At 45.1% G+C, this 12,040-nt stretch carries 11 protein-coding genes; 8 read left to right on the top strand and 3 right to left on the bottom strand.

All coding sequences use genetic code 11. The features are described from left to right. Positions 1 to 14: 14 nt before the first annotated feature. From tcuB to AC0VYG_RS20500, 4 genes are all read left to right on the top strand, one after another. On the top strand, positions 15 to 1,148 hold the full coding sequence (gene tcuB, locus AC0VYG_RS20515) for a tricarballylate utilization 4Fe-4S protein TcuB (protein ID WP_475429745.1): 1,134 nt from the start codon (positions 15 to 17) through the stop codon (positions 1,146 to 1,148). Between the two features lie 234 nt (positions 1,149 to 1,382). Next, positions 1,383 to 2,399 carry a TRAP transporter substrate-binding protein gene (locus tag AC0VYG_RS20510; RefSeq protein WP_475429744.1) on the top strand — a complete coding sequence of 339 codons (1,017 nt, stop codon included), beginning with the start codon at positions 1,383 to 1,385 and terminating at the stop codon, positions 2,397 to 2,399. A gap of 29 nt (positions 2,400 to 2,428) precedes the next feature. Beyond that, positions 2,429 to 2,947, top strand: coding sequence for a TRAP transporter small permease (locus AC0VYG_RS20505; protein WP_475429743.1), 519 nt, complete (start codon positions 2,429 to 2,431; stop codon positions 2,945 to 2,947). Between the two features lie 83 nt (positions 2,948 to 3,030). Then, entirely contained in the window at positions 3,031 to 4,323 is a 1,293-nt protein-coding gene (locus tag AC0VYG_RS20500) for a TRAP transporter large permease (RefSeq protein ID WP_475429742.1), read from the top strand. A 783-nt stretch (positions 4,324 to 5,106) separates the two neighbouring features. On the opposite strand, the gene AC0VYG_RS20495 is transcribed toward AC0VYG_RS20500, so the two are convergent. The 3 genes from AC0VYG_RS20495 to AC0VYG_RS20485 form a co-directional block, all read right to left on the bottom strand. Next, positions 5,107 to 6,144 carry a DUF2955 domain-containing protein gene (locus tag AC0VYG_RS20495; protein ID WP_475429741.1) on the bottom strand — a complete coding sequence of 346 codons (1,038 nt, stop codon included), beginning with the start codon at positions 6,142 to 6,144 and terminating at the stop codon, positions 5,107 to 5,109. Beyond that, positions 6,105 to 7,010, bottom strand: coding sequence for an efflux RND transporter periplasmic adaptor subunit (locus AC0VYG_RS20490; RefSeq protein WP_475429740.1), 906 nt, complete (start codon positions 7,008 to 7,010; stop codon positions 6,105 to 6,107). The genes AC0VYG_RS20495 and AC0VYG_RS20490 overlap by 40 nt, the downstream gene beginning before the upstream one ends. A gap of 112 nt (positions 7,011 to 7,122) precedes the next feature. Continuing rightward, a complete protein-coding gene (locus tag AC0VYG_RS20485; RefSeq protein WP_475429739.1) occupies positions 7,123 to 8,541 on the bottom strand; it encodes a coniferyl aldehyde dehydrogenase in 1,419 nt (472 codons plus the stop codon). Between the two features lie 116 nt (positions 8,542 to 8,657). On the opposite strand from AC0VYG_RS20485, the gene AC0VYG_RS20480 reads away from it, so the two are divergent. The 4 genes from AC0VYG_RS20480 (at position 8,658) to grpE (ending at position 11,964) form a co-directional block, all read left to right on the top strand. Next, positions 8,658 to 9,545 carry a LysR family transcriptional regulator gene (locus AC0VYG_RS20480; RefSeq protein WP_475429738.1) on the top strand — a complete coding sequence of 296 codons (888 nt, stop codon included), beginning with the start codon at positions 8,658 to 8,660 and terminating at the stop codon, positions 9,543 to 9,545. A 162-nt stretch (positions 9,546 to 9,707) separates the two neighbouring features. Beyond that, positions 9,708 to 10,541, top strand: a complete 834-nt coding sequence (locus AC0VYG_RS20475) for an oxidoreductase (RefSeq protein ID WP_475429737.1) — start codon at positions 9,708 to 9,710, stop codon at positions 10,539 to 10,541. Between the two features lie 9 nt (positions 10,542 to 10,550). Continuing rightward, complete coding sequence (locus tag AC0VYG_RS20470) at positions 10,551 to 11,138, top strand: TetR/AcrR family transcriptional regulator (RefSeq protein WP_475429736.1); 588 nt, start codon at positions 10,551 to 10,553, stop codon at positions 11,136 to 11,138. Positions 11,139 to 11,385: 247 nt separating this feature from the next. Then, positions 11,386 to 11,964: a nucleotide exchange factor GrpE gene (gene grpE, locus AC0VYG_RS20465; protein WP_475429735.1), complete on the top strand. Its 579-nt coding sequence runs from the start codon at positions 11,386 to 11,388 to the stop codon at positions 11,962 to 11,964. The last annotated feature ends 76 nt before the right edge of the window (positions 11,965 to 12,040 follow it).

The following is a 12,040-nucleotide window of genomic DNA, read 5'->3' as shown; positions in this document are numbered from 1 at the left end:
TAAGAGAATTTATCATGAGCGCCGAAAGTAACCTGATTCCGCTATTAAACACCGCCGAAGAAGACGTCAACCGACAGATGCAAATCTGTAATGCCTGTCGCTACTGTGAGGGCTTTTGTGCTGTTTTCCCTGCCATGACACAGCGCTTGGAGTTTAATAAAGCCGATATTCATTATCTAGCCAATTTGTGCCATAACTGCGGAGCTTGTTTGCATGCTTGCCAATACGCGGCGCCACATGAATTTGATGTCAATATACCTCGAGCTATGGCCAAAGTACGTCTGCAAACCTATATAGACTTCGCTTGGCCCAAAAAACTAGGCGCGCTATACCAGCGCAATGGCGTGACTCTCGCCCTGTCCAGTGGGTTGGCACTCTGCCTTTTTCTGATTCTCACCTTGTTAATACAAGGCAACCTCTTCACAAAAATTGAAGGGGGAAATTTTTACCATATATTCTCACATAACACCCTAGTTGCCCTGTTTGGCTCAGTGTTTGTTTTTTCTATTCTGGCATTGTTAGTGGGAGTCGTTCATTTCTGGCGAAAAGTGACGCCAAAAGAGGAGAAACGACAGCAAGAACCTTTACCTGCCATGCTACAAGCTGGTAAAGCGGCCTTAACACTTAAGTACTTAGATGGAGGCCATGGACAAGGGTGTAATAATGAAGATGATGCCTACACATTATCTCGTCGCCGTTTCCATCACTTGACCTTTTATGGCTTCATGCTCTGCTTTGCAGCCACCTCAGTGGCGACTCTTTACCACTATATTGGGTGGGAAGCGCCATACCCTGTCTTCAGTTTACCCGTCATGCTGGGAATCATCGGTGGCTTAGGCTTACTGGTGGGGCCTGCTGGGCTACTTTACTTAAATTATAAGCGACATCCCGATCATGGGGACCAAGCTCAGCGTCCCATGGATCGTGCCTTTATCGTTCTGCTATTCATGATTAGCTTGACTGGCTTATTGCTGCTTTGCGTCAGAGAAACCACCTTGATGCCACTCATGCTTGCGCTGCATCTTGGCTTTGTCATGGCCTTCTTCCTAACAATGCCATACAGCAAATTCGCACATGGTTTCTATCGTAGTGCCGCACTTTTCAAGTCATATCTTGAGCGTTTTAAAGAGAAAAAAGCCAAACAATAAAAACTATAACTAAATAACAGTGATTATCGTACATAAAAGTAATGAAAAAACTAATGCTGGACATAAAAAATGTCTGGAACTGTAATTTAAGAAATGTGTGATATTTATAATAGAAGGTAATGGGATTATTGATAATGACATTCAAATTCTAATTAAAAACTCGGTGGTACTAATAATTAATTTAGTATGATCTATTGCAATAAGCTAAAAGAAAATAATAAAAAGGAGTTCGCCATGATAAATAAATACCTTAAACTTTTATTAAGCATGTCTATTGCTGTAATATCTATTTTAGGATTGACTTCAACGAGTGCTTTCGCATCCGATTTAACCGTGCGGTTTGCATGGTATATGCCACCGCATACTGCTACGGCTAATCAAGCAGAAACCATTGCAAAAAACATCAAAGAAATGAGCCATGGTAGCATTAAAGTGCTTACCTATCCTTCAGGCTCTCTCCTCAAAGCCTCTAACATCGCCAATGGTTTAGCAAATAATACGGCTAATATGGGCATTAATGCCATGCACTGGTGGTCTAAATACGCGCCAGCGCTACAGTGGGATACCATTCCTTTCCTCGCTCCAAATGCGACAACACTACTAAAAGTATTACACGGTAAACTGGGTAAAGATGTTGATGCTATTTTAGAAAAGCACGGCGTTCACGTTGTTGCTTGGGGCTTCTACGGTTATGCTACATCTTATGTAAACAGCAAAAGAGCGATCATCAAGCCGGCAGATCTTAAAGGCTTAAGAATGCGCTCAGAAGGTAGCCTTTCTGCTATGTTCCTTAAGAGCCAAGGCGCCACTCCCGTTGCCATGGACTCCAGTGAAGTCTATACCTCCATGCAACGAGGCGCTTTAGATGGCGCCACATCGGGCCTATCTACCATCACGTCACGTAAATGGTACGAAGTAGGCAAATACGTTACCGCTATTCACTATGTTCCTTTGGTTTACCCTGTTCAAGTCAACCTCAAATGGTGGAAAGGGCTAACCCAACAACAGCGTGATCTGATCACCAAAGCGGCCAAGGCATCCGAAAAAGCAGCCGTTCAAGACATTGAAAATGAATTTACTAATGATATCAAGTTCCTGAAATCTAAAGGCAACCACGTCACGCAATTAACTGGCAAGCAGTTAACGCCTTGGAAAGAAACCGCTGGCGTCATGGAACGTAAATTGTATCTTAAAGAAACAGGGGCAACTGGTCAGAAAATTCTCGATGACCTAAAACCCTACAGCAAGTAACACGCCTCCTTTTCTTCTAGGTATATTCAATGACACATACAACTGAAACATCCCCATTTGGCCGTTTGGTCAAATGGGTAAGGGATCTAACGGGAGGGCTGGCTAAATTAGTCAGCACCATCGCGGCCCTATCCCTCATCTTATTATCCATGTCCATCATTGCCGGTATCGTCCTACGCATGATGAACATAGACAACTCTTGGACTTACGATCTTGATTTATTTTGCTTAATTTGGCTGGCCTTTACGGGGGCCGTTGCGACGGCAATGGGCCGCCATCATGTAACAGCAGGTATTGCCCTAGAAAATATAATCGGACGAGGAAAACTACTGATCATTCTGCGTTTTTTAATCCTATTTAGCTTTTTGTGCTTTATGTCATACGCTGGCTTTTTGCAGGCATTAAACAGCTTCACCATGCAAGAAATCACTTTAGATGTGGTTCAGTGGCCAGTATGGATTGCTAAAGCCGCTATTCCTTTGGGAGCCGGTGTCTGGGCAGTGGCAGAATTGCATAAGTTCATACTGGATATCAGCCAAACCGATTAGAAACATTGCTACGACACATGTTTCATAAATTCGCGACTTCGTGAAAAAAGTCTCGATTAATTAATATTTATTGGAACTCATCAATGACCTTTACGATCACTATCTGTGCCTTGGCCGTACTCATGATTCTGGGGTTGCCAATCTCCGTATCACTACTTATTAGTGGTATGCTCGGTTACATGATAACCATTGGTGTTGGGCCTGGCATTAACGCGCTCACACAAACGGCCTACAGTGACCTCAACTCTTTTGTTATTATTGCCATTCCGCTCTATATCTACATGGGCCAGCTCATGCTCAAGGGAGGAGCAGGGAAAGACTTATTCAGCTTTGCTCATCGCATAACAAGAAAACTTCCAGGTGGTCTTGCCATCGCTGCCACGTTAGCCAGTACTATATTTGCCGCGATTTCAGGCTCATCCACAGCCACTGCTGCGACTATTGGTTCGATTAGTATTCCAGAGATGCGTGAACGTGGTTACCCAAAACGGCTCAGTGCAGGCTGTGTTGCCGTATCGGGTACATTAGGGATTTTGATACCGCCAAGCATTTCATTCATTCTCTATTCATTAGTCACCAATAGCTCTGTTAACCAGTTGTTTTTAGCAGGTATTATTCCCGGCCTAATGTTGGCTGGATTGTTTTCGCTCTATTCCATCTATGCCATGCGTAAGCATCCCATTAACCCTACAAATAGCGAGCAATCGGCAGAGGCGAAAGCCCCTATCACCTTCGATATGATTGCCAGCTTGTTATTGATTCCAGTGGTGCTGGGCGGGATCTATACGGGACTATTCACCCCAACAGAAGCCGCTGGTGTCGGAGTGATCTATGCCCTATTACTGACCATATTCGTCAAACGCAGTTTATCACTTAAACTCTTCTGGCAAGCCACCATGGCCAGTGTCGAAACCAGCGCCATGATACTGATGTTAATCGCAGGGGCATCCGTATTTGGTAACACTCTGTCACTTCTGCAAGTGCCTCAAGACGTGGCGCAATGGATAGACTCACTGAATTTATCCGCCATTCAGTTTTTAATCTTAATCAACATCCTTTACTTAATACTGGGTATGTTTATGGATGCGGCCGCAGCGATTCTTGTCACGGTCCCCATTCTGTTACCAGCACTGCAAGCATTGGATATCAACCTTGTCTGGTTTGGCGTGATTCTGGTTATCAATATGGAAATCGGTGCCGTGACGCCACCTGTTGGCATGAACCTATTTGTGGTTAAAGCCATCTGTGAAGATTACACCATTAAAGATGTACTGGTTGGCGCCTTTCCTTACGCCATGATGGGATTGTTAGGTTTGACTCTAATTATGATATTTCCTGATATCGCTATATGGCTACCAAGCCTTTCAAAAAATTAAATACGACTTTAGACGACCTACTAGGTCGTCTTATCGTCTTAGTCATTTCTTTTTATCATTCAGGGTCGGCTAAAGAGTCAAAAAATGTACTTATATAGCGCTAAAGAAGTCAAACAAGCGACTTTTTATCAAATTAGACAGAGTATTGCATCCTTTCTGACCCTGTACTCAAGTGCAAAAGGAGGAATTGTTCAAGAGGGGTAAAAGGCTCTCAAAAGGTAATCAAATAGCCATTAGTGTTATCTATTAGGAAGAGGCTTTTAAAAATTATGCTTTTGTTCTGTATCTCCAGCTTTCTATGGACTATTGGCTGTGTTTTGTCAGTTTTTTTGTACTGCTTGTTGTAGGCGTCGAAGCGACAGACGAACATATGAAGTTGATTGTATATGGAATGATTGTTTATATCTTAGTACTCCAAACATTTTTCATTTTAATGCTTCGCTATTTTAATTGGGCTCGTTGGTTAATGGTTGGTGTGAGTTTTCTTTCTATTATTCTGATGATCTTTGCTATTATCAAATTTAGTAGTTTAAATCCTGACATATATTATCCTTCTATATACTATCTGGGCAGTGTGAATCTTATAGCAGTCACTTGGTCATGCTTTTATTTTTCTTCCTCTTTATGGGGCAAGTTTATCCGACGACAAGCTGCTAAGTACCAAGCTGTGCACGGTTACGATCCTATTCAATGGCGAAAGGATAATCCTAGAAGACTGTTCTGACGATAGGATAAGTGGCTGACATTCACTTAAGGATAGCCACCGTAAAAAGGTGGCTTTGCTTAGGTTGAGGTTTGTGATTTTTTATCTTGCCCAAGGCGGTTTAGCCAATGAGCCAATATATAAATGATCAGTAAGGCGATGATCAGTTCCACGGCACGTAGGGCAATCGAATGTAAGCCAAAATCGTTACCGTTTTTTGCCACATAAAGTTGATAGGGAATCAAAAAGCCCATTAGTGCGTCTGCGTGAATCGCTCTGTCTCCCGCTTCAGAATAGTGACTCCAATATAAAATCAAATACACCAATAGGAAGGAGACAACAAAATAGGTGTATACATCCACCTCGGTACCGGAATAGATCAGCGAGGCGATGACCGCCAAGCTACAGCCTCCGACTTGGGCGAGAATCTTTTCAATCGCATGTTGTTTCATGTGCGCGTGCGTTGGTTGCATGGCAGAGGTGATCAAAGGCACGAGGCAAAATACGGCGCTGGTGACTTCATTGATCATGATGAAGGCCAAGCCGCCCCCAACCAATATCAGCATTTTTAGGCGATCCGTTCCATAGACGGGTTGGGGGACAACGACGGGCTTGGGAGGTTGTGCTTTCACTGGCATCAGATGATTGACCAAACTGGCGACTAATGCAGCTAAAAAGGCGCTTAGTACCACGTCGCGAATAATGTTCGGAATGGCTAAAATGTACCCGGAGCTGTTGCTATAGGTGGTAATAAAAATGATCATGAATAAAGGCAAGGTAGCCATGCGAATCCGTAGATTGTTATCCGCATGACGGCGCACATGATCAAAATACACGATGCAGCAGGTCCAGATAATAAAGGGGTGGTCAGCAAAGAGCTGGTTTACAAACACGGCCCCCACTGCTGCCGCCACAGAAGGAATTAAACGTTGTAATAGGTGTGTTAAATGTTTAGAAAAGCTGGTGGTCGCCACGACAATGGCGAAGAGCACCACATAGACGCTGACATTTAAATGCAGCATTTTACTCAGCATCAAGCACAGTACAATGATTAGCGTTTTACGAATCAGCTCGTACATTAATAGACGTACCTCATCCAGCTCAATATCGTCATCCAAATATCGGAAATATGATCCTTATCACGCACCATGATACTGGCTCGGCTACCTGCCACCAGAGGAGAGGGGGCATTATCTACCTGAATGCGTACGCGGATTTGTTGTTGTGGGCGAATCCAGCGAGTTTCACTATCGACTTGCGCAAGTGAAGTGGCGCTTTCAGCTCCCGCTAATATTGCTGGGTCAATGGAGCTAATATGACCGTGAAACACGCGATCGGGATAGGCATCAAAGACAATGTTGACTTCACGATTGGGGGTTAAAACGGGTAAACCTTTTTCGGTAAAATCGGCGGCGAGCCAAAATTTTTTCCGGTTAATAATGTGTACCAGCGTTGAAGACGGTGTGACATACATGCCAACTTGATAGGCTAAATTCGTCACTACGCCAGGTTCAGCGGTGATAACCTTGGTGTGGTCTAGATTGCGTTGTGCTATCTGTAAAGTGGCTTGTGCCGCTTGCACGTTAGCCGCCGCGCTTTGCTCGTTGGCTGTGGCTTCATCCAATTTTTCTTTGCTGGTCAAAGACGATTTATTCAAGGTTGCTATTCGTTTTAAGTACAGCTTAGTTTGCTGCCATTGGCTTTGTGCTTGATGTAGGTTGGCTCGGGCTTTGTTGACAGCCAGCTGATATTGACTGGGATCTAGTTGAAATAAGGTTTGTCCAGCGCTAACTGTTTCGCCTTCTTTTACCAAGACTTTTTCAATGTTGCCTGAAACTTGAGGAGATAAATTTAAGATCGAGGTTTTGACTCTGGCCAGCGTGGTGAAAGGGATATCGTTATCACTGATTACCAAAAAGACGCTGAAACCAATCGCTAATATCAGGACAAAAGAGGTTAGATAAGCATAAATATCGCGTTTCATATAAGGGCCTGTGTGAAATAAAAATCCCCTCGCATGTTGGCTATACCGTAAACAGGCGAGGGGGATTACGCTGCGTATGACGTCAAGTGCCAGCGTCTACCATTGCTTGATGTTAGCTGTTAAAGAACGCTTCTAGATCAGCCATCTTATCTGCGTATGGGGCTCGTAAACGTAAGTTTGACGTGCCTTGTTCGCTTTGCGTGACGACTGGTTTCGCATGGGAAAATTGGCGAAAACCATGAATGCCGTGATACGCGCCCATACCTGAGGGTCCTACACCGCCGAATGGCAGTTCATCAATGGAAACGTGGGTCATGACATCGTTAATGACTAAGGCACCAGAGGTTGTTTGCTGGGCAAATCTCTCTTGGGCTGCGGTGTCTTCATTAAAGTAATAGGCTGCCAAAGGTTTTGGATGCGCATTGATGTAGTGAACGGCATCGCTTTCTTCTTGATAAAGACGAACTGGCAACAGTGGGCCAAAGATCTCTTCTTGCATAATGGCCATGTCGTCGGTCGCACCAAGTACTAAATGCGGTGCGATTTTGCGGCTATTCGCATCGTAGGCGGGCTCATCTTCTGCTCCTAGATTGACCACTTCGGCGCCTTTTTGGCGGGCATCTTCCAGCAAATTCACCAAGCGTTGATAATGACGCTCATTAATAATGGCAGTGTAATCAGGGTTTTGCTGAATGGTTGGGAAAGTGCGTGCCATAAAGTCGATAGACAAATCTTTGAATGCCTGACGCTGATCTTCATGTAGTAAAACATAGTCTGGTGACAAGCAAATTTGCCCAGAGTTAAAGGTTTTAATGGTCAGTGTGCGCTCTACGGCTTTGGTTAGGTCTGCTTGCTTCGCCACCATCACAGGGGATTTACCCCCTAATTCTAGGGTGACAGGCACTAAGTTTTCCGCTGCGGCGCGCATAACGTGTTTGCCCACTGCGGTGCTGCCGGTGAACACCAAATGATCGAAGGGTAAGCCACTAAACGCTTGACCCACATCGGCGTCTCCTAATACGACAGTCAACTCGTCATAGCTAAAGTAACGTCCTACCAGTTCTGCCAGTAACTCAGAGGTCTTGGGGGTTAATTCAGACGGTTTGAGCATGGCGGTATTACCCGCAGCAAAAATACCGGCTAAAGGGCCAAAGGCTAGATTGATTGGAAAGTTCCACGGGCTGATGACACCAATGACACCTAAGGGCTGAAATTGAATTTCTGTGCGCATTTCTGGGTCGGGCGCCGTGGTTTGTTCTGCTTGCATCCAGCTGTCTAGGTTGTCGATGGCATGTTGTAACAGGCCGCAGCTAGTGGCTAGGTCTGCAATGGTGGTCTGGTAAGCGCTGCGATGACCAAAGTCTTCATTCATCGCATTAACCAGTGCTTTATGGTTATCACGAATCAGTTTTAAGCTACGTTGTAAGCGGTCTTTACGCAACTGAGCGGACGCTGGGCCTGCGTTTAATTGCTGGCGTTTCATGCTGTTAAGAACCGTCTCAAGCTCGCTTTTGATTGTATCTTTTGACATACATCCCCCTTTATTTGGGTTGCTTGTTTTTGATGGAGGCATGGTAGAGGTGATTGTGGTCTAAGAGGTAACAATGTTATTTTGCATGGGGTATAAATAAATTTATGGGGTGGTAAATGTCATTACCGAGAATGCGAACCTTTATGGAGGTGTTTCGTCAGCGTTCGATCAGTGGTGCTGCGCGCTCATTGAATTTAACGCAGCCTGCCGTGTCACAACACATTGCAGGCTTGGAAGTTGCTATTGGTCGGCCTTTGTTTGAGCGTTCACCCACTGGGGTTGAGCCCACGTCCGCTGCCATAGAGTTGGCGATGGATATCGGTGACAAATTGGATGCCGTCGAAGCCGCTTTGGCCTCGGCGCGAGCCCGATCCATGGACATTTCTGGCGTGCTGCAAATTGTTGGTCATGCGGATTTTATGGCTGAAATTCTCAGTGAGCGATTATTGCCCTTGCTCGAGGCGGGCGTGAAAATGCGCATGCATACGGGGAATGGCAATATGGTGTCCAGTATGTTGCTAGAAGGTCACTGTGATTTGGGAATTTCAGCGCACCCTGTGATAGATAGTCGTCTAAAGAGCGAGCGGATTTATACCAGTCGAGTATTGCCAGTCGCCTCACCACAGGTGGCTGCGCGCTTAACATCGGCGTCGGACTTCGCCTCTGCCATACGCGCTGAGCCTTTATTGGCCTACAACTTGGAGTTGTCCTTGGTAGATTCATGGTTGCAGAAAAACCATATTAGTATCGAAGGATTGGTGCCAGCGATGGTTGGTCAAGATTTACGAGCCCAGCGTAAATTGCTGTCTCAAGGGTTTGGGTGGTCGGTCATGCCGGAATTTTTATGCAAAGAGCAAATTCTCAGCGGCCAATTAGTGGAAATTCCGTCTCCCGTTGAGACGCGTGATATTCAATACTTTTTAATCTGGTTACCCAGTGCTTTACGCCAAGTGCGCGTCGCGCACGCAAGACAAGCTCTACTTGCGCCACTGCGAGAGTCGTAATTACCCAGTCGCTAAGGCAAATCTCTAAGGTGTAGGAGCGGCTTATGGGTCATGAAATGTTGCTCAACGTAAATGTTTAGTCAATTAACATTTTTTTGATTTATTTTATAAACTAAACGTTTAGTATCTAAATTGTCCATAACGCAATATGAGGTCTTGCTAATGATTAACACTGACAAGAAAGTTTGGTTTATTACAGGCGCTTCTCGAGGGCTGGGCAAAGAGATGGTCGTGGCGGCTCTGGAAGCCGGTGACTCGGTCATTGCTGGTGTTCGTAATATAACCAAGGCCAATGACTTGCCTAAGAGTGATCAATTGAGAGTCGTTCAGTTTGATGTGACGCAACAGGCGCAAGCGCAAAAGGCGGTTGAAGCCGCTATGAATCATTTTGGTCGCATTGATGTGGTGGTCAATAATGCGGGATATGGTCTCCTCGGCGCGGTGGAAGAAACTTCCGCTGAGCAAGTTCGCGATATTTTTGCCACCAATGTTGAAGGCCCACTCAATGTTATCAGAGCGGCTTTACCTATCCTGCGGCAACAAGGTAGCGGGCACATTATCAATATTTCCTCTCTTGGGGGCTTTGCGGCCTCCGCTGGTAATGGGGTTTATGGTGCGTCAAAGTTTGCGATTGAAGGTATATCGGAAGCCCTCGAAAAAGAAGTTAAGCACTGCGGTATTAAGGTAACGCTTATCGAGCCTGGCATGTTTAGAACGGAGTTTTTGAGTGGAAAGTCTATTCAATTTGCGGCAAAACAATTTACTGAATACGACCGTGTTATTAATCGAAACAGAGCCAAAGAAGCCCATGGTTCTCAATTAGGAGACCCTAAAAAAGCCGCTGTCGTTATAAGAGAGGTCGTCTCCTTAGCTTCTCCACCATTAAGGCTTCCACTGGGTGAGGATGCCGTTAAAAGAGTTCGAGATAAGCTTAGCTACGTTGAGCAAGAGCTTGAGTCATACTGTGCGATGAGTTTATCGACAAATATTGAGTAGAGTTTATATATGAATAAAAGTGATGCGCCTAATCGCGGGCGCCCCCGTAGTGAGCAAGCAAGACAAGCCATTTTAACTGCTGCACTGGCTCTCACAGGCCATGAAACCTTGCGAAGCATCACGGCCGACGCCATCGCCAAAGAGGCGGGGGTGAGTAAGGCGACGCTCTATAAGTGGTGGCCAAATAAGGTGGCAATATGTCTTGATGCGTTTTCTGAACTCATGGCAAAAGAGGTCACCATACCGAATCATCACTCTATCCGTTTGGATTTTATCGAAGAGCTACAAGCAATGATGCGTTTCTATTCATCGGATCAGGGGCGTCTTTTCAGAGAGTTCATTGCTGAAAGCCAATATGACCGCCAGATACAGCAAGAATTTCGAGTCAGATTTCTAGAAGGGAGGCGAAAAGCCTGCAAAGTCATTTGGGAGAGAGCGATTCAGCGGGGGGAAGTCAATGAACAAATCGATGTCGACATCGCGATGGATCTTATCTACGGACCGGCTATTTTTCGGCTGTTTACCAATCATGCTCCCCTTAATCACTCAATAGCAGAGCAAATAGTCAATGCTGTGTTTTATGGCATTAAACGCTAGGACAGTAGCCCAATGGCCATGTCTTGTTTATAACCCATTGAATAAAATCTATTTTTCCATATCGCCTTAATGGCATATGTTTGGCCTATCCATTCTATGGTTTGTCGGTGGTTTTGCCTTATTTTGGCTTTTGCTCCAATGACCGTAAATTCCCCCTAAATTTATACGGTCTTGGTGTTGAAAGGTTAGAAGCTGGCCCCATATACCCAGCACAGAGAAAGAATTGTTTCTGTTATTTGGAGTAAATATGAGTGATCAGCAAAAAAATCCTAATCTAGAAGCGGAGCAAGATTTGAAAAGCGAAGCGCAAAACGAAGCGGTAGAAGAACTTTTAGAGCCTGAAGCTGAGGTGTTTGAAACTGAGCCAGAAAATGATGAACTGACTAAAGCGTTAGAAGAGGTCGCTCAGTACAAAGAAGCGGCTCTTCGTGCTCAAGCCGATGCGCAGAATATTCGCCGTCGTGCCGAGCAAGATGTCGAAAAAGCGCACAAGTTTGGCTTAGAAAAATTTGCGAAATCCGTCGTCAATGTTGCGGATAACCTAGAGCGCGCTTTGGCGTCAGCACCAGCAACAGGTGAGTCTGATCCGGTACGCGAAGGTGTCGAGCTTACCTTGAAAGATTTGCTTGAAACGTTGGCTCGTTTTGAAGTGAAGCCAGTTGACCCGCATGGCGAACCCTTCAATCCAGAGTTGCACCAAGCCATGACTATGGTGCCAAATCCTGACTTAGAGCCGAACACAGTAATGGATGTTGTTCAGAAAGGTTACACGCTTAATGGCCGCTTATTGCGCCCGGCTATGGTGGTTGTTTCAAGCGCAGCATAAAAACTGTCATTTTTTTGACACTGGCCGCTTGAAAAGCTCAAAAGCGTACCCAAATACAGAATTATCATCGTCATAA

It is taken from the genome of Marinomonas sp. 63XJN7_7_ISO-PGPR-S23-202, assembly GCF_056173505.1.
The sequence above is the reverse complement of the archived record's forward strand: the minus strand, read 5'-3'. Positions and strand labels throughout refer to the sequence as shown.

Excerpts from the sequence above, each read along its gene's own strand:
- tcuB (WP_475429745.1), top strand. The coding sequence starts at position 15 with ATGAGCGCCGAAAGTAACCTGATTCCGCTATTAAACACCGCCGAAGAA.
- AC0VYG_RS20510 (WP_475429744.1), top strand. The coding sequence starts at position 1,383 with ATGATAAATAAATACCTTAAACTTTTATTAAGCATGTCTATTGCTGTA.
- AC0VYG_RS20505 (WP_475429743.1), top strand. The coding sequence starts at position 2,429 with ATGACACATACAACTGAAACATCCCCATTTGGCCGTTTGGTCAAATGG.
- AC0VYG_RS20500 (WP_475429742.1), top strand. The coding sequence starts at position 3,031 with ATGACCTTTACGATCACTATCTGTGCCTTGGCCGTACTCATGATTCTG.
- AC0VYG_RS20490 (WP_475429740.1), bottom strand. The coding sequence starts at position 7,010 with ATGAAACGCGATATTTATGCTTATCTAACCTCTTTTGTCCTGATATTA.
- AC0VYG_RS20485 (WP_475429739.1), bottom strand. The coding sequence starts at position 8,541 with ATGTCAAAAGATACAATCAAAAGCGAGCTTGAGACGGTTCTTAACAGC.
- AC0VYG_RS20480 (WP_475429738.1), top strand. The coding sequence starts at position 8,658 with ATGTCATTACCGAGAATGCGAACCTTTATGGAGGTGTTTCGTCAGCGT.
- AC0VYG_RS20475 (WP_475429737.1), top strand. The coding sequence starts at position 9,708 with ATGATTAACACTGACAAGAAAGTTTGGTTTATTACAGGCGCTTCTCGA.
- AC0VYG_RS20470 (WP_475429736.1), top strand. The coding sequence starts at position 10,551 with ATGAATAAAAGTGATGCGCCTAATCGCGGGCGCCCCCGTAGTGAGCAA.
- grpE (WP_475429735.1), top strand. The coding sequence starts at position 11,386 with ATGAGTGATCAGCAAAAAAATCCTAATCTAGAAGCGGAGCAAGATTTG.